This is a genomic window from Aeribacillus sp. FSL K6-2848 (genome assembly GCF_038004325.1).
GTDB lineage: Bacteria > Bacillota > Bacilli > Bacillales > Aeribacillaceae > Aeribacillus > Aeribacillus composti.
The window spans coordinates 573,730-597,947 of the sequence record NZ_JBBOQQ010000001.1; the positions used below are offsets into that span (position 1 = coordinate 573,730).

Annotated in this window: 23 protein-coding genes; 16 read left to right on the plus strand and 7 right to left on the minus strand. The window is 38.1% G+C overall.

The window, feature by feature from the left end; genetic code table 11:
• The first annotated feature begins 205 nt into the window (after positions 1 to 205).
• The 10 genes from moaA to NSS70_RS02960 all read left to right on the plus strand — a co-directional run bounded on the left by moaA (position 206) and on the right by NSS70_RS02960 (position 10,541).
• Entirely contained in the window at positions 206 to 1,228 is a 1,023-nt protein-coding gene (gene moaA / locus NSS70_RS02915; protein WP_066246949.1) for a GTP 3',8-cyclase MoaA, read from the plus strand.
• A 146-nt stretch (positions 1,229 to 1,374) separates the two neighbouring features.
• On the plus strand, positions 1,375 to 2,640 hold the full coding sequence (locus tag NSS70_RS02920) for a molybdopterin molybdotransferase MoeA (protein ID WP_340880903.1): 1,266 nt from the start codon (positions 1,375 to 1,377) through the stop codon (positions 2,638 to 2,640).
• A gap of 24 nt (positions 2,641 to 2,664) precedes the next feature.
• Positions 2,665 to 3,288 (plus strand): nucleotidyltransferase family protein, encoded by a 624-nt coding sequence (locus tag NSS70_RS02925; RefSeq protein ID WP_327856928.1) that lies wholly within the window; start codon positions 2,665 to 2,667, stop codon positions 3,286 to 3,288.
• Between the two features lie 922 nt (positions 3,289 to 4,210).
• Positions 4,211 to 5,155 carry a metal ABC transporter solute-binding protein, Zn/Mn family gene (locus tag NSS70_RS02930; protein WP_066246945.1) on the plus strand — a complete coding sequence of 315 codons (945 nt, stop codon included), beginning with the start codon at positions 4,211 to 4,213 and terminating at the stop codon, positions 5,153 to 5,155.
• 1 nt (position 5,156) lies between these two features.
• Entirely contained in the window at positions 5,157 to 5,918 is a 762-nt protein-coding gene (locus NSS70_RS02935) for a metal ABC transporter ATP-binding protein (RefSeq protein ID WP_063386349.1), read from the plus strand.
• On the plus strand, positions 5,896 to 6,816 hold the full coding sequence (locus tag NSS70_RS02940) for a metal ABC transporter permease (protein ID WP_340880905.1): 921 nt from the start codon (positions 5,896 to 5,898) through the stop codon (positions 6,814 to 6,816). The genes NSS70_RS02935 and NSS70_RS02940 overlap by 23 nt, the downstream gene beginning before the upstream one ends.
• Positions 6,817 to 6,818: 2 nt before the next feature.
• Positions 6,819 to 7,706 (plus strand): metal ABC transporter permease, encoded by an 888-nt coding sequence (locus NSS70_RS02945; protein WP_063386347.1) that lies wholly within the window; start codon positions 6,819 to 6,821, stop codon positions 7,704 to 7,706.
• A 112-nt stretch (positions 7,707 to 7,818) separates the two neighbouring features.
• Positions 7,819 to 8,256, plus strand: a complete 438-nt coding sequence (gene mntR / locus NSS70_RS02950; protein ID WP_063386346.1) for a transcriptional regulator MntR — start codon at positions 7,819 to 7,821, stop codon at positions 8,254 to 8,256.
• Between the two features lie 232 nt (positions 8,257 to 8,488).
• Positions 8,489 to 9,898 (plus strand): processed acidic surface protein, encoded by a 1,410-nt coding sequence (locus NSS70_RS02955; protein WP_340880906.1) that lies wholly within the window; start codon positions 8,489 to 8,491, stop codon positions 9,896 to 9,898.
• Position 9,899: 1 nt separating this feature from the next.
• Positions 9,900 to 10,541 carry a class D sortase gene (locus NSS70_RS02960; protein ID WP_340880907.1) on the plus strand — a complete coding sequence of 214 codons (642 nt, stop codon included), beginning with the start codon at positions 9,900 to 9,902 and terminating at the stop codon, positions 10,539 to 10,541.
• 220 nt (positions 10,542 to 10,761) lie between these two features.
• Here the strand turns inward: NSS70_RS02960 and NSS70_RS02965 are convergent, their stop codons facing one another.
• Complete coding sequence (locus NSS70_RS02965) at positions 10,762 to 12,138, minus strand: amino acid permease (RefSeq protein WP_340882461.1); 1,377 nt, start codon at positions 12,136 to 12,138, stop codon at positions 10,762 to 10,764.
• A gap of 285 nt (positions 12,139 to 12,423) precedes the next feature.
• Entirely contained in the window at positions 12,424 to 13,674 is a 1,251-nt protein-coding gene (locus NSS70_RS02970; RefSeq protein WP_340733408.1) for an IS4 family transposase, read from the minus strand.
• A 553-nt stretch (positions 13,675 to 14,227) separates the two neighbouring features.
• On the opposite strand from NSS70_RS02970, the gene NSS70_RS02975 reads away from it, so the two are divergent.
• The 5 genes from NSS70_RS02975 to NSS70_RS02995 all read left to right on the plus strand — a co-directional run bounded on the left by NSS70_RS02975 (position 14,228) and on the right by NSS70_RS02995 (position 19,899).
• Positions 14,228 to 16,657: a PBP1A family penicillin-binding protein gene (locus NSS70_RS02975; protein WP_340880908.1), complete on the plus strand. Its 2,430-nt coding sequence runs from the start codon at positions 14,228 to 14,230 to the stop codon at positions 16,655 to 16,657.
• A 425-nt stretch (positions 16,658 to 17,082) separates the two neighbouring features.
• Positions 17,083 to 17,667, plus strand: coding sequence for a CalY family protein (locus NSS70_RS02980; RefSeq protein ID WP_339210942.1), 585 nt, complete (start codon positions 17,083 to 17,085; stop codon positions 17,665 to 17,667).
• Positions 17,668 to 17,733: 66 nt separating this feature from the next.
• Entirely contained in the window at positions 17,734 to 18,603 is an 870-nt protein-coding gene (tapA, locus tag NSS70_RS02985; protein ID WP_144597196.1) for an amyloid fiber anchoring/assembly protein TapA, read from the plus strand.
• A gap of 63 nt (positions 18,604 to 18,666) precedes the next feature.
• On the plus strand, positions 18,667 to 19,254 hold the full coding sequence (gene sipW, locus NSS70_RS02990) for a signal peptidase I SipW (RefSeq protein WP_094245061.1): 588 nt from the start codon (positions 18,667 to 18,669) through the stop codon (positions 19,252 to 19,254).
• Positions 19,255 to 19,266: 12 nt separating this feature from the next.
• Positions 19,267 to 19,899, plus strand: coding sequence for an LPXTG cell wall anchor domain-containing protein (locus NSS70_RS02995; protein ID WP_094245062.1), 633 nt, complete (start codon positions 19,267 to 19,269; stop codon positions 19,897 to 19,899).
• A 229-nt stretch (positions 19,900 to 20,128) separates the two neighbouring features.
• On the opposite strand, the gene NSS70_RS03000 is transcribed toward NSS70_RS02995, so the two are convergent.
• The 5 genes from NSS70_RS03000 to NSS70_RS03015 form a co-directional block, all read right to left on the minus strand.
• Positions 20,129 to 20,476, minus strand: a complete 348-nt coding sequence (locus tag NSS70_RS03000) for a helix-turn-helix domain-containing protein (RefSeq protein WP_094246424.1) — start codon at positions 20,474 to 20,476, stop codon at positions 20,129 to 20,131.
• 87 nt (positions 20,477 to 20,563) lie between these two features.
• The gene (locus NSS70_RS03005; protein ID WP_094246425.1) at positions 20,564 to 20,758 is read right to left on the minus strand and encodes a transposase; all 195 of its coding nucleotides are present in this window, start codon (positions 20,756 to 20,758) and stop codon (positions 20,564 to 20,566) included.
• 163 nt (positions 20,759 to 20,921) lie between these two features.
• Positions 20,922 to 21,236 (minus strand): transposase, encoded by a 315-nt coding sequence (locus NSS70_RS03010; protein WP_144597200.1) that lies wholly within the window; start codon positions 21,234 to 21,236, stop codon positions 20,922 to 20,924.
• A 174-nt stretch (positions 21,237 to 21,410) separates the two neighbouring features.
• Entirely contained in the window at positions 21,411 to 21,527 is a 117-nt protein-coding gene (locus NSS70_RS20750) for a transposase family protein (protein ID WP_144597273.1), read from the minus strand.
• A 741-nt stretch (positions 21,528 to 22,268) separates the two neighbouring features.
• Positions 22,269 to 22,616, minus strand: a complete 348-nt coding sequence (locus NSS70_RS03015; protein ID WP_063386339.1) for a hypothetical protein — start codon at positions 22,614 to 22,616, stop codon at positions 22,269 to 22,271.
• 333 nt (positions 22,617 to 22,949) lie between these two features.
• Between NSS70_RS03015 and NSS70_RS03020 the strand changes: the two genes are divergently transcribed.
• Positions 22,950 to 24,197, plus strand: a complete 1,248-nt coding sequence (locus NSS70_RS03020; protein WP_340789546.1) for an NAD(P)H-dependent oxidoreductase — start codon at positions 22,950 to 22,952, stop codon at positions 24,195 to 24,197.
• The last annotated feature ends 21 nt before the right edge of the window (positions 24,198 to 24,218 follow it).

Genomic DNA, 24,218 nt, shown 5'->3' on the forward strand with positions numbered 1-24,218 from the left:
TTGAAAAATTGAAACAAATGACGGAGTTTTAGATGGAGTCTTCTCCATCCTCCGCCATTTATATTTTTAGGCGGTAACTAAAAAACGAGTGAGAACTGATTCATCAACGCCTGCATCAAAAAGTTTCAAAAATTCGGAACAACTTGAAATTTTCATGAGAAGCTTTTTCTCCAAAATAATGTTAGCATGATAGGAGAGTGTAAAAATGGGCAATATGAACAAAATAACCGATACCCTTCAGCGTCCTCTCCGTGATTTGCGCATTTCAGTTACTGATCGGTGTAATTTTCGCTGCCGCTATTGTATGCCAGCGGAGATTTTTGGTCCTTATTTTCAATTTCTCAAAAATGATCAGTTGCTCAGTTTTGAGGAAATAACTCGACTGGCTCGCATTTTTGCCTCACTTGGCGTCGAGAAAATTCGCCTATCAGGGGGAGAGCCGTTGCTGCGCAAAGAGCTGCCGAAGTTAATTGAAATGCTCGGTTCTATAGAGGGTATTTCTGACATTGCTTTGACTACGAACGGTTCTCTTCTTGCCAAACATGCGAAAGCGTTAAAGGACGCTGGTCTTCACCGTGTCAACGTTAGTTTGGACAGCTTAGATGATAAAGTTTTTCGCCAAATGAACGGCGGCCGCTGTGACGTCAAAACAGTTCTTGAAGGGATTGAAGCGGCCGCAAAGGCAGGTATGAAGGTGAAAGTGAATATGGTTGTACAAAAGGGGATCAATGATCAGGACATTGTGCCCATGGCGCGTCACTTCCGCGGGACCGGACATGTTTTACGCTTTATTGAATTTATGGATGTAGGAAATAGCAACGGCTGGAATCTTACACAAGTGGTATCTAAGCAAGAAATTTTCGAACGTGTGAACGCTGAAATGCCGTTAGAACCAATCCCGTCCAATTATTTTGGAGAAGTAGCCTCTCGTTATCGCTATCGCGGCACAAATGAGGAAATAGGCATTATTTCTTCCGTAACGGACTCTTTTTGTTCCACGTGCACAAGAGCTCGACTCTCAGCGGACGGCAATCTTTACACCTGTCTATTTGCCTCGCAAGGGACAGATTTGCGGGCGCAGCTCCGCAGCGGGGCAAAGGATGAAGAAATTAGGAATCTCATTCAGGATGTTTGGAGCCGTCGAGCTGATCGTTACTCTGAAGAAAGATTTAACAATACAACGATGCCGAACAAAAAGAAGATAGAGATGTACTATATTGGAGGATAAAACAGAGCGGGGGGAGAAAAGAACATATATTTCAGCTAATCGCTATGATAACAACGAAATTGTCGGTCGATTGAAGGGACAAAAGAACGTATTTTTCAACTAATGAAAGGCGCAGGATCATTTCAAAATATACAGGTGGTGATTGCATGTTATATATCCCGAATTCTTCCCCTATCCCATTTGAAGAAGCACAACGTCTTATTCTCTCTGTGATACGTCCCCTTCCGGTTATTACCATACCTCTGTCTAAAGCTCTTGGGTACTATCTAGCGGAAACGGTAAGGGCTGATCACGATGTCCCTATGTTTGACCGTTCCACTGTAGACGGTTACGCTCTGCGTGCGGAGGATGTGATCAATGCCAGCGCTTCTGACCCGGTAAAGCTGAAGGTTTTGGAAGAGATTCCCGCTGGATATTTACCTCAACAAAAAATTACCCAAGGTACGGCCAGCCGCATTATGACGGGAGCACCTATCCCCGAAGGTGCAAACGCAGTCGTTATGGTAGAGAAAACTGAGAATGCAATGGAAGATAGCGAAAGCGTTTTGGTTTATCAATCGGTTAAAATTGGCGATGCTATTGCCAAAAAGGGACAAGATGTTGAAGAAGGGAAGGACGTCCTCACACAAGGGACGCTTTTAGGACCAATTGAACTGGGTCTGCTCGCTACATTCGGGATTGCATCTGTTGCGGTTTATGCGAAGCCTAAGGTTGGTATTCTTTCAACGGGAAGTGAATTATTAAACGTAGATGAGCCGATCGTCCCTGGAAAGCTTCGTGACAGTAACGGCGTAATGCTGGCCGGTCAAGTGAGTCAAGCAGGAGGTGAACCGGTTTATTTCGGGATTGCCCCGGACAAAGTAGAAGAGCTAGAAAAAAAGATGCTAGAGATTCTACAGCAGGTGGACATTTTAGTAACAAGCGGAGGCGTGTCCATGGGCGAATATGACTTCCTTGGAAAGGTATTTGAAAAAATTAATGCGAAAGTGATATTCTGGAAAACATTAGCTCGCCCTGGAATGCCAGTTTTGTGCGGAGTATGGCAGGATAAGCCGATTTTTGCTTTGGCAGGAAATCCAGCTTCGTCTTACGTCAATGCACATCTTTATGTGCTGCCTGCTATACGCTATATGAGCGGTTCTAAGGATCCGCTGCCGAAACGGGTAACGGTTGTATGTGACGAGGCAATTGAAGGGAAGCAAATGCTTCACACCCGGTTTTTACGAGGATTAACGTACGTTTCTCAAACCGGTGAACTAAGAGTGAAAATATCAAAGAAACAAGCTTCTAATGTTCTGTCCAGCTTTCTGGAAAGCAATTGTCTCGTTAAAGTGCCTGGGGGAAAAGGATTTAATGCAGGTGAGAAAGCGGAAGTGTATTTGCTGGGTGCGATTGAGGAATTGAGACAGTGACAATGAGTCTGGGGGAGAGATGGTTTGAAAAAGGTTGGAGCAATTATTTTAGCAGCCGGAATGTCAAAACGGATGGGAAAACCAAAGCTGTTATTATCTCTAGGTGGGAAGCCATTATTTCGCTACTCTGTGAACACCGCTACCGCAGCTGGCTTAAAACCAATTGTATTGGTCGGCGGCAAACATATCGAAGAGCTGCGCAAACACACATCTGATTTAACCGAAATAGAAATCATTGAGAATCGGGATTATGAATCCGGCATGGCTTCCTCTCTTAAAGCAGGGATTCAGGCTTTAAAGGGACGAACGGATGCAGTCTTCGTATTTTTGGCAGACCAGCCCTTTGTACCTCCAATAGTTATAACTAAATTACTAGAATCTTATGATCAATATCGAAAAGAAGGTGTCCGCATTTTCCGCCCTAAGTATAATAATGTGCTTGGACACCCTGTATTGTTTGATGCTGAATTATTTGATGAATTTGAGCAAATTCAAGGTGATGAGGGAGGAAAATCAATTGTCCAAAAACATTATTCCAGCTTAATGGCTGTACCGTTTGAAAATTCAGAATGGGGATTTGATATTGACACCACAGAGGATCTGCTCAAACTAAAAAGGATTGCGCCAAAATATATTAAACAAAAATAGGGATAACAATAGATTCATTGTTGTCCCTTTTTAAATTTGTGTAACGGTCGTTGTACTTGAAGAAGTGCGTGGTCTTTTTCAATCAAGAATTTCCCGGTTCAACAAGATCGACCGAGACTTTAGAAAATTTATTGCAGGAGTCCCATATTGAAATCGATAAACAAACATCTCTGATGGGGTCTATATATAATTCGTATCTTAATAAGGCTCTTTATGATTGTTGAGAAAATTGTATCTTAGTTATCCGGTATTTGAAATTGCAAGCAAATCCTTCCTTGATCATCATTCATTAGGACACTTGTGCGAGTGGTCCTCATCTCTTTGCACCGCTGAGTACGAATGCGGTTCTTCCATTTCGTTTTAATTTCTCCCGTTCATTCAGATGGTTTATACTTGACAGTTTCTCAAAAATGGTATTAAATTTGCATTAAGGAAAAATATATGGTATAACAACAAAATTTAAACTCAATAAAATAAATATGTGTGAAGGAATTTTTTTTAACATAAAGTTTGCCCTTAGGCAATATTTATAACTATGGTAAAAAAGAAGGTGAAGGAATGGAAAAATTTCCTATTTGTGCAACATGAAGCCGGCAACTTTCTGTAAAGTATTAAGCCAAACGGTAAGCTGAATGGCGAAGCTGAAACAAATCAACTAGCGAAATGAAATTCATGTCTATAAGTGTTTTGGTATTTATTCATTGATTGCGTTTTTTTAGTTTTGTTTCTTCTCAGGAATAAAAACAAATTGAGGTTACATATAGGAGTTTTCTATAAAAAACGGACAATGTTTGATTCCTGAATTCACAATTTGCCAGAATGGTTGTCGATATTTAATAGAAATCGTTCACCAATAAACTAGAGAGATGGGCTGACTTAAAAATCAAATCAATTCATAAAAATAAAAGGAGAGTGCGAAAAAATGAAAAATGTTATGAAAAAAATGGGGTGCTTATTCTTAATTAGTGCCTTGCTGGTGTTAAGCGCGTGTAGTTCTGGACAAGAAGCATCCAAACGATCAAAAGATGGAAAAATTAATGTCGTCACAACGATTGCACAAATTGGCGAGCCGTTGTCTGTAATCGGCGGCGATCGTTTAAATGTCAAAAGTTTAATGGGACCGTCTGTAGACCCTCATTTGTATAAGGCTACTCAAAGTGACATGGAAACTCTTGAAGAAGCAGATATCATTTTTTACAACGGATTGCATTTGGAAGCGAACATGGTTGAAATATTTGAAAAGATCTCTGAATCAAAACCTGTTCTTGCAGTCGGTGAAACCATTCCTGAAGAATCTCTTTTAAAGGATGAAAAAGGGGTAGTTGATCCTCATATTTGGTTTGATCTGGACCTTTGGCAGCAGGCATTGGATGCTGCGGTTGAACAATTAAAAGAATTCTCTCCGGAAGACGCAGATTATTTTGAAGAAAATAAAAAGAAATATTTTGCTAGATTAGCTGATTTGAAAAAAGAAGCCGAAAAGCTTGCGGACATTCCAGAAAGTCAAAGAGTTCTTGTCACAGCGCATGATGCTTTCGGATATTTCGGACGAATGCACGGCATTAAAGTAGTTGGTCTTCAAGGACTTAGCACTGATTCCGAAATCGGTATTACAGATATTCAAGATACGATTGACATTATTAAAAAGTACAAAGTTCCTGCCGTATTTATCGAATCAAGTATTAATGAAAAATCGATCAAGGCTGTCATAGAAGGAGCGAAAAGTGAAGGAATTAACGTTACATTAGGCGGGGAGCTTTACTCTGATGCAATGGGTGAGGAAGGAACAGAAGAAGGAACTTATATAGGAATGTATCGCCATAATATCAATACGATTTATGAAGCATTAAGCGAAGGAGGAAAATAGCATGGCTGAAGCAGTGCTTCAAGTAGAGAATCTGTCCGCTTCCTATCGAAAAAATACAGTGCTCTTCGATGTGAATTTTGTAGTGCAGGCTGGTTCGCTAGTGGGAATCGTCGGTCCGAACGGTGCTGGAAAGTCGACGCTTTTAAAAACAATATTAAATCTTCACCCTTCCTTAACGGGATCAGTGAAATTTTTCGGATTGCCATTCAACAAGGTCCAAAAAAGGATCGGTTATGTACCACAGCGAGGTTCGGTTGATTGGGACTTTCCAACAAACGCATTGGATGTTGTCACTATGGGACTATATGGGCAAATCGGATGGCTGAAGCGGCCATCCCGATTGCATAAACAAAAAGCATTCGAGGCCTTGGAAAAATTAGGGATGGCTGATTACGCTGACCGTCAGATAAGCCAGCTTTCTGGCGGTCAACAGCAGCGTGTGTTTTTAGCACGCGCATTAGTGCAAAATGCCGACTTGTATTTTATGGACGAACCGCTGGCTGGTGTTGATGCAGCAACAGAACGGGCTATTATGACATTGCTGAAAGAATTAAAAGCTTTAGGAAAAACGGTCATGGTCGTGCACCATGATTTGCAAACAGTAGAAGATTATTTTGACCATGTTCTTTTATTAAATCGCACCGTCATTCAGTACGGAAAAACGAAGCAAATTTTTACTAGAGAAAATATTTCGCGAACTTATGGAGGAGACTTGCGCTGGTTGAGAGAGGAGAGTCTTCATGTTCACAATCCTATTAAATAGCAACACACAATGGGTGTTATTTAGCACGATGATTTTTGGGATTGCTGCTGGAACAATGGGCTGTTTAGCCTATTGGAAGCGGCAAAGCTTAATGAGCGATGCCTTAGCTCATGCAGCATTGCCCGGTGTTGTGATCGCCTTTCTTCTACTTGGAGAAAAAAACTTATTTGTCATGATCATTGGAGCATCCATCAGCGCTTTGATTGGAGCATCATTTATCCAATGGATACGTTCATCAACTAGAATTTCGGCAGATACGGCGATGGGAATGGTGCTGTCTATCTTTTTCGGCTTAGGAATCATGCTCCTGACAGTTGTGAATCGGACGTCAGGCGGAAATCAGAGCGGCTTGGACAGTTTTATTTTCGGTCAGGCCGCCTCGATGGTCAGATCAGATGTCACTACAATGTTAATCCTAGCTTTGGCGGTCATTTTGATTGTATTCATTGCATTTAAAGAATGGAAAATATATCTTTTCGATCCGGAATTTGCAAAAGGATTAGGACTGTCACTTAAATGGATGAACGGATTATATACAACGATTCTTGTCACAACGATTGTCATTGGGATTCAAGCTGTAGGAGTTATTTTAATTGCCGCCCTGCTGATTATCCCGTCTGTAAGTGCCCGCTATTGGACACAGTCTTTTCAACGGATGATTATCATATCAGCTCTGTTTGGGGGAGCGGCTGGCGCATTTGGAACATTCATCAGTGCATTGGGGAGAGGATGGCCTACAGGACCTTTTATCGTCATTGTGGCGTCCGCGCTGTTTTTCTTATCGCTTTTCTTTGGCAAAGAGAAAGGGATTCTGGTCAAGTATTTACAATTGAAAATGCAAAAAAGATTAGTGAATATTCATACCAGTAAGGCCTTAAGAACAAAAGGGGTAGAATGACCATGACTTATCATGCTATGTGGATTATCGTAACTGCTTCTTTAGTAGGGCTGTCCTGTGGCTTAATAGGTGTATTTCTGATACTCAGGAAAATGGCGATGATGGCTGATGCAATTAGTCATACGGTTCTGTTAGGAATTGTCATCGCTTTTATTATTACACGTGAATTAAGCGGAACTCATATGCTCATTGGTGCTATATTTGCAGGACTATTGACAGCTTTTTTAGTGCAGTGGCTTCATTCTTTAGACGTTCAGCAAGATGCAGCAATAGGAATTGTGTTTACGACGATGTTTGCTATTGGCGTTATTTTAATAGCGACTTCTGTAGGAAATGCACATTTAGATGTTCAACATGCTTTAATGGGGGAAATCACCTTTATACCTTGGAATAAAATGTCACTTCCTCTAATTGGCGAGGTTCCGAAGGCTACAGCATTGCTGGCTCTCGTTTTGTTTGTTGTTTTATTTGTTCTTGTCGCTTTTTATAAAGAATGGAAAATCACTTCATTTGATCCTGCGCTTGCTGCCAGCTTAGGGATTCCTGTTTTACTCATGCATTATGTATTCTTATGCTTAGTATCGATCACGACAGTTGCTTCTTTTGATGCGGTCGGCGCAATTATGGTCGTTGCGATGTTAATTACTCCAGCTGCCTCGGCTTATCTTTGGACAGATAGACTTTCTATTATGCTAGTATTAAGCGGATTATTTGGCGTAATATCTGCTGTAGCGGGCTATTATATAGCAGCTTGGGTCGACACTTCTATTTCTGGCTCAATGGCATTTGCCACAGGATTAGTGTTTTTCATAAGCTTTTTGTTTTCTCCGAAACATGGATGGATTGCGAGATATTTGCGATTGCATAAAACTGTAAAAAAGACAGGATGAAAATCGGCTATTAAATTGTCTTTCATAACGGTTGATCTCCTCCATACGCTTGTCTTATGGTGCTTTTATATAGTAAACTTTGTATGATGAAGATATTAATGGAGGATAACCAATGCCAACCCCGAGTATGGAAGACTATATTGAACAAATATATTTGCTAATTGAAAATAAAGGCTATGCGAGAGTGTCGGATATAGCAGAAGCGTTATCTGTACACCCTTCTTCCGTTACAAAAATGGTGCAGAAGCTCGACAAGGATGACTACTTAGTTTACGAAAAATATAGAGGGTTCGTCTTAACGCCGAAAGGAAAAAAAATCGGAAAACGCCTCGTCTACCGGCATGATCTGTTAGAGCAATTTTTGCGGATTATTGGCGTTAAAGAAGAAAACATCTATCGCGACGTGGAAGGAATTGAGCACCATTTGAGCTGGGATGCTATTGACCGAATAGGGGATCTGATTCAATTTTTTGAAAAAGATAAAAGTCGAATCATAGAATTGCAGCAATTGCAAAATTTGAATGAAGAAAATGAAGAAAACGACTTCTAACATTAAACGGGGCTGTCCAGAAAGTCAAATCCCTATTGAAAACCAAAAATCATTAACATCGATATTTCATAAAAGGGGGCCGTCAATAAGCCGAAAAAACGACTTATTAGACAGCCCCACTTTTTTTGTGCATGTAAAAATTTTTGTAAAAATTGTAAAAATTTTGTTGATTGATTCGTTATTCCTATTTATAATTTTCTCAAGAGATATAAAAAAAGAGGAAAAGAGGATTATGATGAAAAAATGGGGATTCATATTACTAGCTTTTATTTTGTGGATAGGAGTGATGCCAAAGCCGTCATCAGCTGCACAACAAGCATCTTTTGAGAAAGAACTGAATCAATATTTAGAGGAAGTAAGTAAACAAAGAGGTTTCAAAGTTACAAGAGAACATATCGAATTTTCGTTAGCTCAATATGAAGAAAAGATCGAAAATTTTGATTCTGTTGAAGAACTTCGTGATTTTTTAGGAGAGGTCATTCAAAAAGATTTAAGCAATTTAACCGAAATATATGACGAATTTAATTTAAATGAAGCCAGTTTGCGCCAGCTGCTTCAAGAACACGGTGAAGATCTAGATGAGTATGTGTTTGTAGAAAATTTGTATGATGCCGTCATGCTTTACATAGAGCGTGATCCAAATTTTGATAAAAATTTGCAAGACTATTTGGCGAAAATTAGTAGTATTAGAGGATTTCCTGTGACAATTGACCATATTAATAGATCTTTGAGTTTATATGAGAGAAAACTGGAAGACTTTAAAACCGTTAAAAGTTTAGAAAGATTTTTAGGAGAAGTTATTAAAAAGGATTTAAGCAATTTATCCTATATTTATGATGAATATGATTTAAATGAAAAGGAGTTGCGCCAGCTGCTTCAAGAACACGGAAAAAAATTGGAGGATTACGTTTTTCTAGATGATTTGGAAGAGGATGTTATAACATTTTTAAGTGAAGAATGGGATGCTGGTGTAGAAGACGAGTTCCTTTACGATTTATTAACGGTTTTTGAGCAGGAATACGGATTGACAAAAGAAGAAATTGAGCGGTTAAAGAACCATTTGCGATCAATTGAAGAGCATCTTATGAAAGAAGAGACAATTATAGCTTTGTTGGACTTGGCGGATCGGATGATGGCTTTTGAAGGGTTTGATGAAGCGACAGAGCTTACGAAGAGCCAAATCGAGGAGTTAATTTCGATTTTTAAAGATTTTCAACGTATTTTTAAAATTAAAGTTACATTTTCCCTTGTAAAAGATGGGTCTGAAAAGGAGCTTTCGCTGTTTGATCTATTTAACTTGAAAGAATTGATCAATGCAAATTTGAAAATCAACATATACAGTGAAAGTGGAGAATTTCTGGCTGATCTTCTCATTACCGGAGAAATCGTTGATTCAGATACGTTACATCGAACTGGCCAAACGATTCGTCACGGTGCTCAAGAAGCCAAAAGTGTGAAACAAGAGAAAAGCGTTTCGCAAAAAATAGAAAAAAAGATAAAATCTGTAAAGGGCAATGAGCATAAAACAGTTAAAGGTGCAAAATTGCCGAAAACAGATTCCGGCTATGGCATGAATGCTATGGTAGGATTGTTCATTGTTTTAGCGGGATTTTTAATTTTTAGACAAGCAAGGAAGGTTTAATATGCTGGAAACTACAAAAAGAAGCAGCCGAAACAAGCGGTTGTTTCTTCTTTTCTTTGCATCAATGATTATATTAGCCGGCCTATGGTTTTCAGCCGCAAACAGCTATAAACTTTTCAAAGGAATGCTACTGCCTGAGACCCATTCTGAAACGAAACAGAAGGCGGAAGCTGCACAGCCGGCCCCAGAGAAAAATACGAAGGCAGAAAAGGTTTTATATCCGACACGACCTAAAATTGGGGAGCAAATAGGAGAGCTGTTTATTCCAAAACTAAATGCAGTACTTCCGATATACCATGGAACGAACGAAGAAGAGCTTGAAAAAGGGGTCGGTCATTTTGCAGGAAGCGTATTGCCAGGAGAGTCAGACAATTCGGTTCTTTCCGGTCATCGCGACACCGTGTTTCGTAGGCTGGGGGAAGTAGGAAAAGGAGACGAATTAATCGTCACAACTTCAGCTGGAGAATTTACTTATAAAATCTATAAGGTTCGGATCGTTGATAAAGACGACCGGACCGTGATCGTTCCGAAACCGAGGCCCACGTTAACTGTCAGTACATGTTATCCGTTTCATTTTATCGGCTCCGCGCCGGAACGATACGTGCTCGTAGCATATCTTGTTTCCGAGAAGTTGAAAAAATAATCTGTTATCTTGACCTATCATAATGTTTCCTATTCCCGTCTTCCGGTGGGAAAACTATCATAAAAACGGCTTTAGCCCTGTGTTCTAAAGGGCTAAAGCCGTTTATAATCGACTGTCTGACAGGGGAAGGTTTCCCCCCTAAAATTTGTTATCATGTGAATTTTTCAAGACACTGCATTTTTTTGACAGAGTTACGAATGAGTCTTTTAATGTCCTTATTTTACGGACTTTCTACCATATCCTTGTTATTTTTATCGCTTTTTTCTTTTCTGTTTTTATTCATAAAAGAAAATATGATGAGCAGTGCTAAGATGACAAGGCAAACAGTAGAACCGATCATATTTTTTTTATTAAAGATAAAAGAGAAAAAGATGACCAATAATGAAACGGTGGCTACTATCGTTGTGTATGGGAACCATTTTACTTGGAAATATGGTTTCTCCTTATACTGAGAACGAAGCTTTAGCTGAGCCAGACAAATGCTTGTCCATAATAAAATAATCGTAAAACCAGGTATCGTCATTAAATAGCTGATGACTCGGTCTGGAGTCATATAAGCTAAAAATACCCCAAATAAAATACAGATAGCCGTAACTGTAATACAGTTGATCGGTATTCCTTGTTTGGAAATCTTTAAAAATCTTTTTGGCGCTTCACCGCTTTGAGCCATGGAATATAATGTTCTGGAAGTTGCGTAAATCCCTGAGTTCGCCGCTGATAAAACAGCAGTAATAAGGACAAAATTCATAATATGAGCGGCTCCAGGAAGCCCTGTGATGCTCAATACTTGGACAAATGGGCTGTCTTCCCCTGTCACTTGATTCCACGGCATTAAACCACAAATAATAAGAATAGGAAGTATATAAAAGAGAATAACTCTCCACATCGTTCCTTTAATGACTTTTGGCAAAACCTTTTCTGCATCTTTTGTTTCTGTGACCGCAACACCTATTAACTCAGCCCCGCCGTATGAAAACATGACGACTAAAAAGGCGCTTAACATTCCTCCAATTCCATAAGGAAAGAACCCGCCGTGTGCCGTGTAGTTAGAAAAAGGATCATCAATATTGCTCGGAATAATTCCAAACAAAATGCCAAAACCTAATAAAATGAAAGCGATTAATGCGAAAATTTTAATTCCTGCAAACCAAAACTCAATTTCACCATAGTACTTTACTTGAAACAAATTCATTCCAACGATTAAAACCATACAAAGGAGACTTAAAAGCCATAACGGTACGGTTGGAAACCAATATTTCAGAAAGCTTCCTGCTGCTAAAATTTCAACAACGGTGACAACAATCCAATTGATCCAATAAAGCCATCCTACAATAAAGGATATATGGAAGCCAAAAGCTTTATAAACAAGATGCTGAACGTTTAAGTTCGGATAAACAATCGCCATCTCAGCCAGTGCCGTCATGACAATAAATAATAAAAGGCCTCCTAATAAGTAAGCTATTACAACACTTGGGCCGGCAATATTTAATGTATCTGAGCTCCCTTTAAAAATTCCTGTTCCAATCATGCCTGCTAGCGCAATAAACTGAACATGTCGAGGTAATAACCCTTTTTTTAATGTTTGATCTTTTTCCATGGTGTTCATGCCTTTCTGTCCATTATGAAAAATATACTAGAATAACTGGCAGCATACTTTTTTACTTAATCGCTTTTCAGGTTTTACGCTTTTCTGCGTTTAAGTAAAAAAATAAATATGTTTCTAGTCAGTAGCGTTGCATAAAAAAATTTAATGTTTGTCAAGCTCAATAAAAATTCCAGTTATTTCATGTAACTGAATATTCAGACATACAATCTTTCTAAGCAAGCTTAAAAGGACAATGACGTCTTAATCGGCAGTCCATTTCCACAATTTGGTAATATATTACAGAAACATTGGATCATAAACTAAATCGTCTAGGTGTTCCACCTCCCCTTCTTCAAATTGGTACACGATGGTTTCAAAATCTTTTTCCCAATCGTATTTTTTCCGACCGTTGGACGTTCGAATTGGCTTTTTAAAAAGGGAGCGAACAAAACAGTCAAAACCTTTAAAAAGCAGATTCTGTAAAGTTCGCTTGATCTCTAATAAAGGACCATCGTGATTCACTTTTAATTGGAGCATGGCCTGTAAGCAATAGGTGATTAGGGCGATCCAAATTTGATTGTAAACGGCATTTTGACTTTTTCCATAAAATCTTTTTATCTTAAGGTGCTGTTTCATCCATTTAAAGAAGGTCTCTATCTTCCAGCGATATCGGTATAAATCTGCAATCTCTTCCGCAGAAAGATCAAAGCAATTGGTTATGATGATCACGGGATTCCCTTCGCTGTCGACCGTTTCGATCAATCGGAGAGGATGAGTCATTTTGGTATGATTACGGTCATTTCCTAAAATGACAATCTGATCCCTATAAATCAAACGTTCTGGATTGGGAATCCGTTCCGATAAAACTTCAATCTCTGCGTTCTTTTTAAGCCGGGTAATGAATCGCACCCCTTCTCGGCATAAGCGGTCGAACTGTTTGTAATCGACATACCCTCGATCAAACAAGTAAATCGCATTTGGATCGATTTCAATGAGTTCGTCCATCTGTGTGCGATCGGCATGTTTCGCGGGTAAGATAATCCCTTGATCCGGAACAGTGATATCCTTCGTTACAACAACCTTTAAATGGAGTCGAACACCAGCCTTTGTCTTACGAAAAGTTGCCCATGGATATTGGCTCAAACTCATGCTCATCGTGGTAGAATCAATGACCAGAAGACGACCAATGTTTCGGATGATCGGGGCATTTTTCATTTGCCCTTGGATCTTTAAGACCAGATATTTAAATACTTTTTCAAACAGTTGAGGGGATAATTGGCCTAATTTGCGAGAAAGTTGCGAAGTACTAATTGCATCAAATTCCAGATATGTCTGCAACTCTTCCTTGTCTTTCAAATGTTTGGCCAATTTTGTTAAGCTTTCCAATTCATTTATCTGAGCGATGATACAAAGTTGTAAAAACTTATACGCTGTTAATTTTTTAATGTATTTGTCAACGTCAATCACATTAATTAGTTTTGAAAAAGTTATTGGATCGATCTCTTTAAATAGTTCATTTATTGTGGATTCTGTGGTATTCTTATCCATAATGGTTTCTCCTTATTCTTAGGATTTGGATAGGACTGCCAATCCTAATTATAAGGAGTTTTTTTATATCCAAAAAGATGAAATTTAACATAAAATTGGGCTTGACAAATTAAAATTAACTTAATGCAATGCTACTGGTTTCTAGTATATAATATTCTTTCGATTCATCAAAGAATAATGAAAAAACTCATTGCTATAAAACTGTTACAATTTATGGTAAATAGCAATACTCTTGAACTTCGAAGATATTTACGGAGCAAAGATAAGGTCGATTCTTCCTCTATTTAGTAGGAACTTATTACGATCTGTTCGATAAAACACTTACTAAATGAAGAGGAATGTTATGAAGGTCCGCAAATCTTTTTCAAAACAGGGGTACTATTCTAAAAAGTGTTTTATTTTAAGAGTAGTTCAAATAAGTGTTATAATTTTTTTGTAAAAAAAATTGTCTGTTGCCGACAAATTCCACCACAAAAATCTTCTCGTCATCCGTATAATCTTAATCGTGTATTATTTATAGATTACCTTCTATACAGGTTAGGAGGAGACGGAAATGGGAGATCAATATCAGACGCGTATGGAGAAACGTCAAAAAAAGAAATCAGCTTCTAAAAAATCTCCGCTCATAAAAATCATGACAGCCTTTATTCTTGCGATTATCGTAATGATGACTGCGGGCGGTATCGTGGTATTGTCTTACATTATAAGCGCCCCTGCACTAGACCCGAAATTACTGAAAGATCCGTTATCCTCAACCGTTTATGATATGTATAATGAAAAAGTGCGAGATATTTCAGGAAGCGAACATCGGAAAATCATCAAAATCGAAAATATACCGAAAAATGTACAAAATGCGTTTATCGCAACAGAAGATGTGCGGTTTTTTGAGCATAATGGAATCGATTTTAAACGAATCGCAGGTGCAACCGTTGCGAATGTAAAAGAAGGATTCGGCGCTGAAGGCGGAAGTACGATTACCCAGCAGGTAGTCAAAAATTCATTCTTAACGCCTGAAAAAACGCTCAAGCGAAAAATACAAGAAGCTTACTTGGCTGTTCAGTTGGAACGACGCTACTCAAAAGAAGAAATTCTTGAAATGTATTTAAATAAAGTGTATTTCGGTCAAGGAGCATACGGGGTTGCGACAGCGGCAGAAACATATTTTAACAAATCCGTGAAAAAGCTGACGATTAGTGAAGCTGCGCTGTTGGCGGGGCTGCCGCAAAGACCGAGCGAATACGATCCATTTAAAAATCCGGATTTAGCTGAAAAAAGAAGAAATATAGTATTGTCGTTAATGAGGAAGTATGGCTTTATTACCGAAAAAGAAGAGCAAGATGCGAAAGCGATCCCGGTTGAGAAACTATTAAAGAAGAAAAAAGAAGGGCCGAAATATCAAGCGTTTATCGATCAAGTCATCAAAGATATAGTTGATGCCGGAATATCGGAAAAGGATATCTATACGGGCGGTTTAAAAATTTATACAACCCTTGATCCGGATGCTCAAAAATTTACAGAAAAAGTGCTGACAACTGATCAATACATTTATTATCCAGACGATCAGTTCCGGGCAGGAGTCGTGCTACTTGATACACAGACTGGCGCCGTCAGGGCAATTGGCGGAAACCGCAACTCAGATCAAGAAGTACAAAGAGGTTTTAACTACGCAACACAAACGAAAAGACAGCCAGGTTCGACGATTAAGCCGATCTTGGATTACGGCCCGGGAATCGAACATTTCAAATGGTCTACATATAAACAGTTCATTGACGAGCCGCTCACCATCCATGGCAAAGAAATCAAAAACTGGGACGGTCAATATCGCGGCAGTATATCGATGCGAAAAGCGTTACAATGGTCTTACAATATACCGGCTGTAAAAGCATTTTTGGAGGTAGGGGAAGACCGGGCAAAAGAATTTGCGGAAAAACTCGGAATCCCGCTCGATCAGATCTATCCTTCATATGCGATCGGAGGCTTTAATAAAGGTGTGTCCCCGCTTCAATTGGCTGGGGCGTATGCCGCTTTTGGAAATGAGGGCGTTTATCATAAGCCTTTTACGGTAAGGAAAGTCGTCTATCCAAACGGTAAAGAAATCGATCTTTCTTCCAAACCGGTGAAGGCGATGAGCGACTATACCGCCTACATGATGACCGATATGTTGAAAACCGTCGTGAAAGAAGGAACAGGGCGACTGGCGAACATCCCAGGACTTCCACTAGCAGGAAAAACAGGAACAACCAACTTGCCGGAAAATATACGAGGAGATGGAACATCTGATGCCTGGTTTGTCGGCTACACGACTCGTTATGCGGCTGCGGTTTGGACGGGATACGACCAGACGACTCAGGAAACGTATGTGACAAACGAGAAGGCGAAGATTTCAAGACTTATTTTTAAAGAAATCATGTCTCACGTTTCTGAAAAAATAGAAACACCTGATTTTGAAAAACCGGACAGTGTCGTCGAAAGAGTGGTTGGCGGCCGAACTGAATTATTTGTAAGGGGAACTCCAATCCCAGCAATTCCAAAACAAAAAGAAAAGGATAAAAAAGAGGATCAAAAACAGGATCAAGTAAAAGATAATGAACAGGAGCAAAAACAAGAAGAGGAAAATCAGGAGCCAAAAGAAGAGAACAATCAAAATGACATGGATAAAGAGCAGCAAGAAAATTCTGAGGACAACAAAGAGCAGCCTGAAGATAATAAAGAAATAGAGCAGCCAAATCAGCCTCCTGCCAATGAACAGCCGCAGCCACAACCGCCAGCTAACAACGGCAGCGACCAAGGAAACGGCCAAAAACCACCAGGAGGAAATAACGGAACTGACGGATCAAATAATAACGGAAACGGCGGCTCGAATAGCAACGGGAATGGCAGCGGATCAAGCAGTAATAATGGTCCAGGAAAAGGAGCCGGCACAACCAATCCGAACGGAAAATCACAATCTGAAAAGCAATCAACGGATAACGGCAGTCCATAAACAAAAGGGCTGAAAAAACATACTAACAATAGTAGTGCAGACCACGGCCATGGTTTGTGCTGCTATTTTTTTTATAGATTCTACGTGAATTATTGAGGTGCCCTTGCAGCGCGCCTCGTATGAAAGTTAGATCGCAAGCTGCGTTTATAATCCTTTTCTTGAATTGTTTGATTATCAGAATGGGAAATGAGCCTTAAAAATTAGTAAATAACCTTTTACTGATATACTTCTAATTTAATAGTTTTATTCAAGAGATAACTGCATTATTCTAACAATTCATTATAAAGAACGATTTATTTGTAAAAAAAAATAAAAATATTTTTAAAAAAGGGGTTTACAACATGATAGAGTTCAATTATATTTAAGTTGTGTTCGTTATAAAGAACGCAGTCTTAATTATATTTCTTATGAGGAGGATTTAAAAAATGGGTATTAAACAAAAGTTGGGAATGGGTGTAGCAACTGCGGCTTTAGGTTTATCTTTAATCGGGGGAGGTACATATGCCTACTTTAATGATGTTGAAACCTCCAATAACACATTTGCAGCAGGTACATTAGATTTAACTCTTGATCCGCAAACAATTATTAATGTCAACAACTTAAAGCCTGGGGATTGGATGGAGCGTGAATTCACATTAAAGAACAGCGGAAGTTTGGGTATTTCTAAAGTTCTTCTTGAGACAGATTATACTGTAACGGATGCGAAAAATGACAATAACGGCGATGATTTCGGCAATCATATTAAGGTGCAAATTTTAAAGAATGTGAGCAATAAGGAAGTTATTGTTTATGAAAAAACGTTGGCACAGCTTAAAAATCTAAAGCCGGATTTAGTGCAGGATAAATGGCTCTGGTGGAATATTGGCGGTTTAGATCCAAATGAAACGGATAAGTTCAAAGTTAAATTCGTCTTTGTAGACAACAATCAAGATCAAAATCGTTTCCAAGGCGATTCTTTAAAACTAACTTGGAAATTTGACGCGAAGCAAGAAGCAGGTGAAGCAAGATAGCTATCAATATAGGGGAGAAGGCGGGGAACTGCCAACTTCCCTTGATTGCTAAAAGTTGAAACGGTGGTGAGAGAAATTCGGTACTCACGAGTAAAAAAATTTGGGCAAAAGAAAATGCATTTGATAATAATGTTCAAAATCGTCGCAATTTGTTACTTTCTTTTCATAACATTCAACTTTGCTAGTTCCTACACCGGGGCCAGTTTTAATAAAACAGTAGCCATAACCGGTTTTCTTGCTGCAACAATTCCTGAAGAGGACAAATCCATTCTGCTGCGCTTTGTGGACGATAAAGACAAGGTCATTCAATCGTGCGGGAAAGTTCGAATATCTTCTGTTGCTCAAAATGAAGGGGATGATTTAGCGGAAGCATTGCATTATGAAATATATTTCATTGCTCAAGGAGATCCAATGAATGGAGAAAAAATAAGTCAAGGAAAGATTCCAGCATTAAAAAGTAAGAGTCAATTCCAATTAGCATACAATGCCGAAAAACCTGGAAATTATAAATTTAACGTTTTAATGAATACAAATGATGATGTTTGGAGCAAAAACATTCAAGTAATTTGCAAAAAGAACGAACAACTTGATCAACCTGCGAATGACTCAGATCAAAACCTTAATGAAGATAAGGCAGCTCAACCATCCGAACATTCGAAACAAGAACAAAAACAACTTCCAGTGGAAGAACCTATACGGGAAAATAATGGGAAAGAAAACGAAGTAAAGAAAGAGCAATCCAACGAAACGTTAATGAAAGAAAATGAGAATCAAGAAAATCATTCAAAAGATGAAATGAAAGAAAATGGAGCGCAACAAATAGAACAGAATAAAACCGAAACAAAATCAAATGACATTCACCTGAAAGAACAGCAATCAGCAAAACAAGAACAAGTTTCAAATGCTTTAGAGCAAAACGAACCACCTTTACAGTAAAGTGATTACAATTATTTCATTACGTTTTGTGTCTTGAGCAAAGCGAAAGGAATGGGTAAAAAAATGAAAAAAGTTGTTAAATGGATCAGCAACACGATATCGGTCATGCTGCTGGCTTCATTAATCATCATGTTATTCACAGTCATTTCGTCAAAAGCTTCAGGCGGGGAGCCTAAATTTTTCGGACATCAATTAAAAATTGTTCTTTCAGGATCAATGGAACCTAGTATACAGACTGGTTCCGTGATCGTTGTAAAACCTGAAAAAGAAACGGAAAAATACAAAGAAGGCGACATCATTACATTTCAAGCAGATGAAAACGTGTTTGTAACACATAGAATTATAAAGGTTGTCAAAAATGGCAATGAAGTTATGTACCAGACAAAAGGGGATAATAATGAGGAAGCAGATTCCGAACTTGTGTTAAGTAAAAATGTTGTTGCTAAATATACAGGCATTACCATCCCATATATTGGCTATTTTATGAATTTCGCCAATTCTAAACAAGGAAGCGTTATTCTTTTAATCATACCAGGCATTATTCTGTTCAGCTACTCATTAATCAGCATTTTTCGGGCACTTGCAGAAATTGATAAAAATTTGAAGCAATCAACTGCAAAAGAAGACTTCAACCATTCTCAAAATCAATAATGGAGGAAATACATGGTCAAATCAATTGGACGATGTTTCATATGTTTTTTATTTGTCTGGCTCATAATGCAAGTTCAAAATTTCAGCGCTGAAACACAAATAGGTATCGCTTTAAAAAATCTTCATTCAAACCATATGCTATTTCAAGTAGAAAACATGAAACCAGGCGATTGGGCTGAAAGAACGGTCATTATCGAGAATGTTGAAAATGCTGATATACAATATAATACTTTAATTGAAAATATAAAAGGATCAAAAAAATTATTTGATGCTTTAACTTTAGAGGTTAAAGATGGTCAAAAAAATCTTTTGTTTAAAGGATTGTTAAAAGATTTTAAAGGTTTTACACCGCGAAATATCCAAAGTTCCAAAGAAGACCAGTTGACATTTTTAATCACATTTCCTGAACAGTTAGGAAATGAATATCAAGGGTTAGAAACTTCTTTTAAAATTGTTTTTCAGGCAAATTCTTCTTTAGGCAGTATTCAAACGTATGGCAGCGGGAATAATGAAGGTTTACTTTTGCCAAATACTGCGACAAACTTTTATGCATTTATTCTTGTTGGGATAATGTTTTTCGCGATGGGAGCCATTTTTTTCTTTCAAAAACGAAATAAACATAAAGATCAGCTTCATGAGTTATGAAGCGCTTGGAGGAAGCGGTGTACAAAAAATATTGTCCTAATTGTCTGCGTTTTTCATATAGCAGCTGCTCTGAAAGAAAATGGTTGTGCCCATCATGTCGTTCTGATCTTACTTCCATGGAAGGAATATTCTGTCGCAATGTATTAAAATATTCTGCCGCCCTTGCGGAATATAAGCAAAAAAATCATAACCGAAGAGAGGTTCATTTTTCTAAACAAATATAAAAATTTTAGTTAACATTTAGATCTTTCTTTTCCTGTAATTTCCATTTTTTTGTAAATTCTAAAAACTGACGGAATTCTTCTTTCGATACTCCGGAATTCATTGCTTCCTGCACTAATAACATCCATTCAGGATCAAGAACATTCGTATTTTCTTCATTTTCCCCATTTATTAATGTATTAACAGGAACATCTAAAACGGATGATATTTTTTCCAAGAAATGGACAGAGGGGTTTGATTGAAGATTCCGTTCGATAGAACTTAAATAAGATTTTGCCACCCCTGCTTGTTCAGCCAGTTCAGATAGCGTAAGACCTTTGTTTTTTCTAAGCTGCTTTATGCGATCACCAATCATCATGATCATTTCACCTTCCTTTAACGGTTCTATGTCAATTATTGGGTGTACTTGATGTGAAGAGCACCTCTTTTATATGTATGAAAGTTAGATAAGTGAGCATAATATCTTATTTCTGAGTCGATCAAAGTTGCGAATACCATAAGAAATTCGTTTCATCACTTTAATTTTATTGTCAATCCCTTCTAAATAACCGTTGGTGTAGGGATAAATAAATGAATGGATAATTTCTTTTTCCCAGCTTTTAAAGATTCGTTTCTCATTCAGTCCCGATTTATCAATAGCTTAATACAGCAGTTCTAAGTTTGACCTTGCATTTCGCTCATTATTTTGTGTCATCTATTTTTTAAAGACTTCTATCACTTGGTAAGCTTTCCTTAAATCGGGGGCAACTCTAAATAATATTGAGAGTTCCTGTTTACGTGTGATGAGCTTTTTTTTCGATTTATGGAAGAGAAACCGCAACTTTTTCATCGAGTTTCGATCTTTGTCTTGGTTCGAGTGCCCAAAAGTTTTGGCGCGCATAATGGAATTGATCCACGATGATAATCGAATTTTGAAAGAGTTGTTGGGCCAAAATTTTATACGGCTGCCACATATCCATGACTACCATTTGAATACGATAAATCGGTAAAGAGCGAAAATAATCTTTTAACTTGGACCAACTTTCAGTCTTGAATGACATCCAATACCTTGTAGCCTTGAGGGTCACCAATGACACATTGATATGTTCCTTTTTCGGTTGTCCACTTGATCTCATCAAGGGCTAAAATTCGTGGTAATGAGTGGCTTTCATAAGTATCATAACGGTCAAAATATCGAATAACCGTTGAGTATCATCATCCAATATCTTTAGACACTTCCTTAAAATTGGCCGTTCTCCTTTTGATAAGAAGAGCTTGAAGGACAAATTTCGTATGACGCTGATAACGCCCTAAAAGGCATATAATTCAAAGAAACGTTTTCCGCAAGATGTACATTTATAACGACGCTTTTTCAGAATGAGGTACGCATACATTCCACGAAACTTGATATCTCGAATCTTCTGCAGACATAATCATGAATGGATCTTGCCTCTTCCAGCATTGAGGGCCATGTTGATAACAAGGTTTGGTTTCGAGAAAAATTCAAGGTGCGTATCTGTCTCCACAATCTTTGACGCCATTACATTTTCCAATCCAATCAGCTCTGGGATGCAAATAGTCTTGCATTTACGAAGTCTCCTTTTTAATGAGGTTTTGCCACTTTCATTATAAAAGAGAGCATTTCGTAAATGCTTTTTTATTTTTTAAGAAATTTCTTCTACCTCAACATTTGGTATAGAACCCTTTTAACCCAAATGTTTGTTTTTATTTAGAAACAACATAATCGCAATTAAAAAAAGTAAACGTAAAAGTCCAATTTTAAATCAAATTCATTTGCAAATGCATGAAAATACAAAATATTAATAAGGGAAAGCTCCATTCCGAAGAAATGACTAGAAAACATGTTTCCCCTATTCAGAATCATTTTACATCACTAAGTCGAACCATGTCTACTTATGCCGAATAAATCTTTGGCTATTCATACTTATTATATTCTCTTCTAAAAGCTGCTACCCCTTTTTTATTAATTCAAAATTAACGTTTTCTGCTCGTCAAGCTAAATGGGGGAAAATGGAGAAAAATTTCGTTGAAATTGCCGTATTGCTTTTTTATTAACTACCGGCAATTAATCGGCATAAATCCAGGTAAAGAGGCTGTAAACATTTAAGGGATTCGGAGATTTAAACTGCATGGAAAGCCGAAAAAAGCTACTTTTTCCGTTTTTGCTTCTCTTTAAATGTTTTGAAAACATCTCGTGTTTGCTTCATATATTTATAAATGCTGTAAGGCTTTTTTATGATCCGGATCGGAAGGGAAAGCAAAAATTTACTGAGGTCATTCCGGTATTCCTCTGTAATCTCAGCCGGTTTATGAACAATTTTTTCATACACCTCATGGTAAAATTCGTTTAATAAATCAATTTTTATTTCAACTGTGTGATGGCAGTTTGCACATTCTATCCTTGAAATTTTATCGTTAATGTAAGTAATGATGTGATCTTGTTCCTCATTGCAATGAATACAAAATAACGTTGCTTCCATTTCTTTAATTTCCACGTTCTTCACCTCTTTTTATGAAGGATGAATTCTCCAAAATCCTTCTCTACACTAAGTATATTATTCAAAGCTGCATTCATTTCCTTCTATAAAAATGTTTCTAAATGCCAACAATTGATAAAACATCTTCAACGATTTAAATCATTATAACCAAATTTTAATATGTATTTCAAAGTATAAAAAGTTTGAAAAATACTTTCAAGAATTTATTGACTTTTTAAACATCTGGAATATAATAAGGATTACAAACGATTAACAAATGTTATAAGCCGTAACAAATGTTACAGGGTACATGCACATACGACAAAAAATTGCCTAGAAGGAGCTGGAAACATGTCTATTTATCAAGAGTTGCTTTCACGGGAACGTGACGGCCAGCCAATTAAAGTAGGTGTTGTTGGTGCAGGTCAAATGGGATTCGGTCTGATTTCCCAAATCTCACGCATACCTGGCATGGTAGTCAGAGGGATTTGTGATGTCAATATTGAAGCGGCAGAAAGAGCTAGCAGCTATTATCAATCGAAATTAACGAAAAAACATCCTGTTCTTGTCAGCAGTGATTACCGAAAAGTGATTCAATCTGATGAAGTAGAAGTCATTGTAGATGCTACAGGGGTTCCTGAAGTTGGTGCAAACATTTCACTGGAAGCATTAAGATCTAGAAAACATTTAGTACTGCTTAACGTTGAAGTAGATATTACAATTGGATCAATTATGCACAATTTGTTTACATCAGCCGGATTAGTTTATACAGGATCTGCGGGAGATGAACCGGCAGCAACGCTTGAACTGTATGAGTTTGCGAAGACAATGGGTCTTGAAGTGCTTGTTGCTGGGAAAGGGAAAAACAACCCGTTCATACCAAACGCCAATCCGGATACATGCAAGGAAGAAGCTGCTCAAAAACATATGAGCGCCCATATGCTTGCAGCGTTCCAAGACGGCACAAAAACAATGGCTGAAATGAATTTATTAAGCAACGCTACAGGCCTCATTCCAGATAAAGTTGGTATGCACGGCGTGGAAGCAAATTTGGAAACGGTTGCCGACAAGTTGAATTTACAAGAAAACGGCGGTGTTTTAAGTCAATTCGGAGTAGTTGAATATGTAAACGGATTAGCACCGGGCGTGTTTGTCATTGTGAAAAGCGAATTAGAACCTGTAGATGCAGAATTAAGATATTTGAAAGTTGGCAAAGGCCCTCATTACGTTCTTTACCGGCCTTATCATCTAGCAAGTTTAGAAACTCCTATTACGATTGCAAAAGCAGTATTGCAACACGATACATCGATTCATCCATTAGGGGCGCCAGTTTCAGAAACAGTCGCTGTTGCCAAGCGCGATATTCAAGCAGGAGAAGCCATTGATGGCATCGGCGGCTACTCAGTAAGAGGCGTGCTTGAAACTCATCAAGAGATGAAGAAAAATTCACACATCCCAATCGGTTTAATCAGTGGAAACATTGTTGCAAAACGTTCCATTAAACAAGGTCAATTTTTAACATTAGATGATGTCGAGTTAGATCCATCTACAACCGTTTGGAAATTAAGATCTCTTCAAGATCATCTTTTTTCTAACTAAAAATGCATTTGTGCGGCGCAA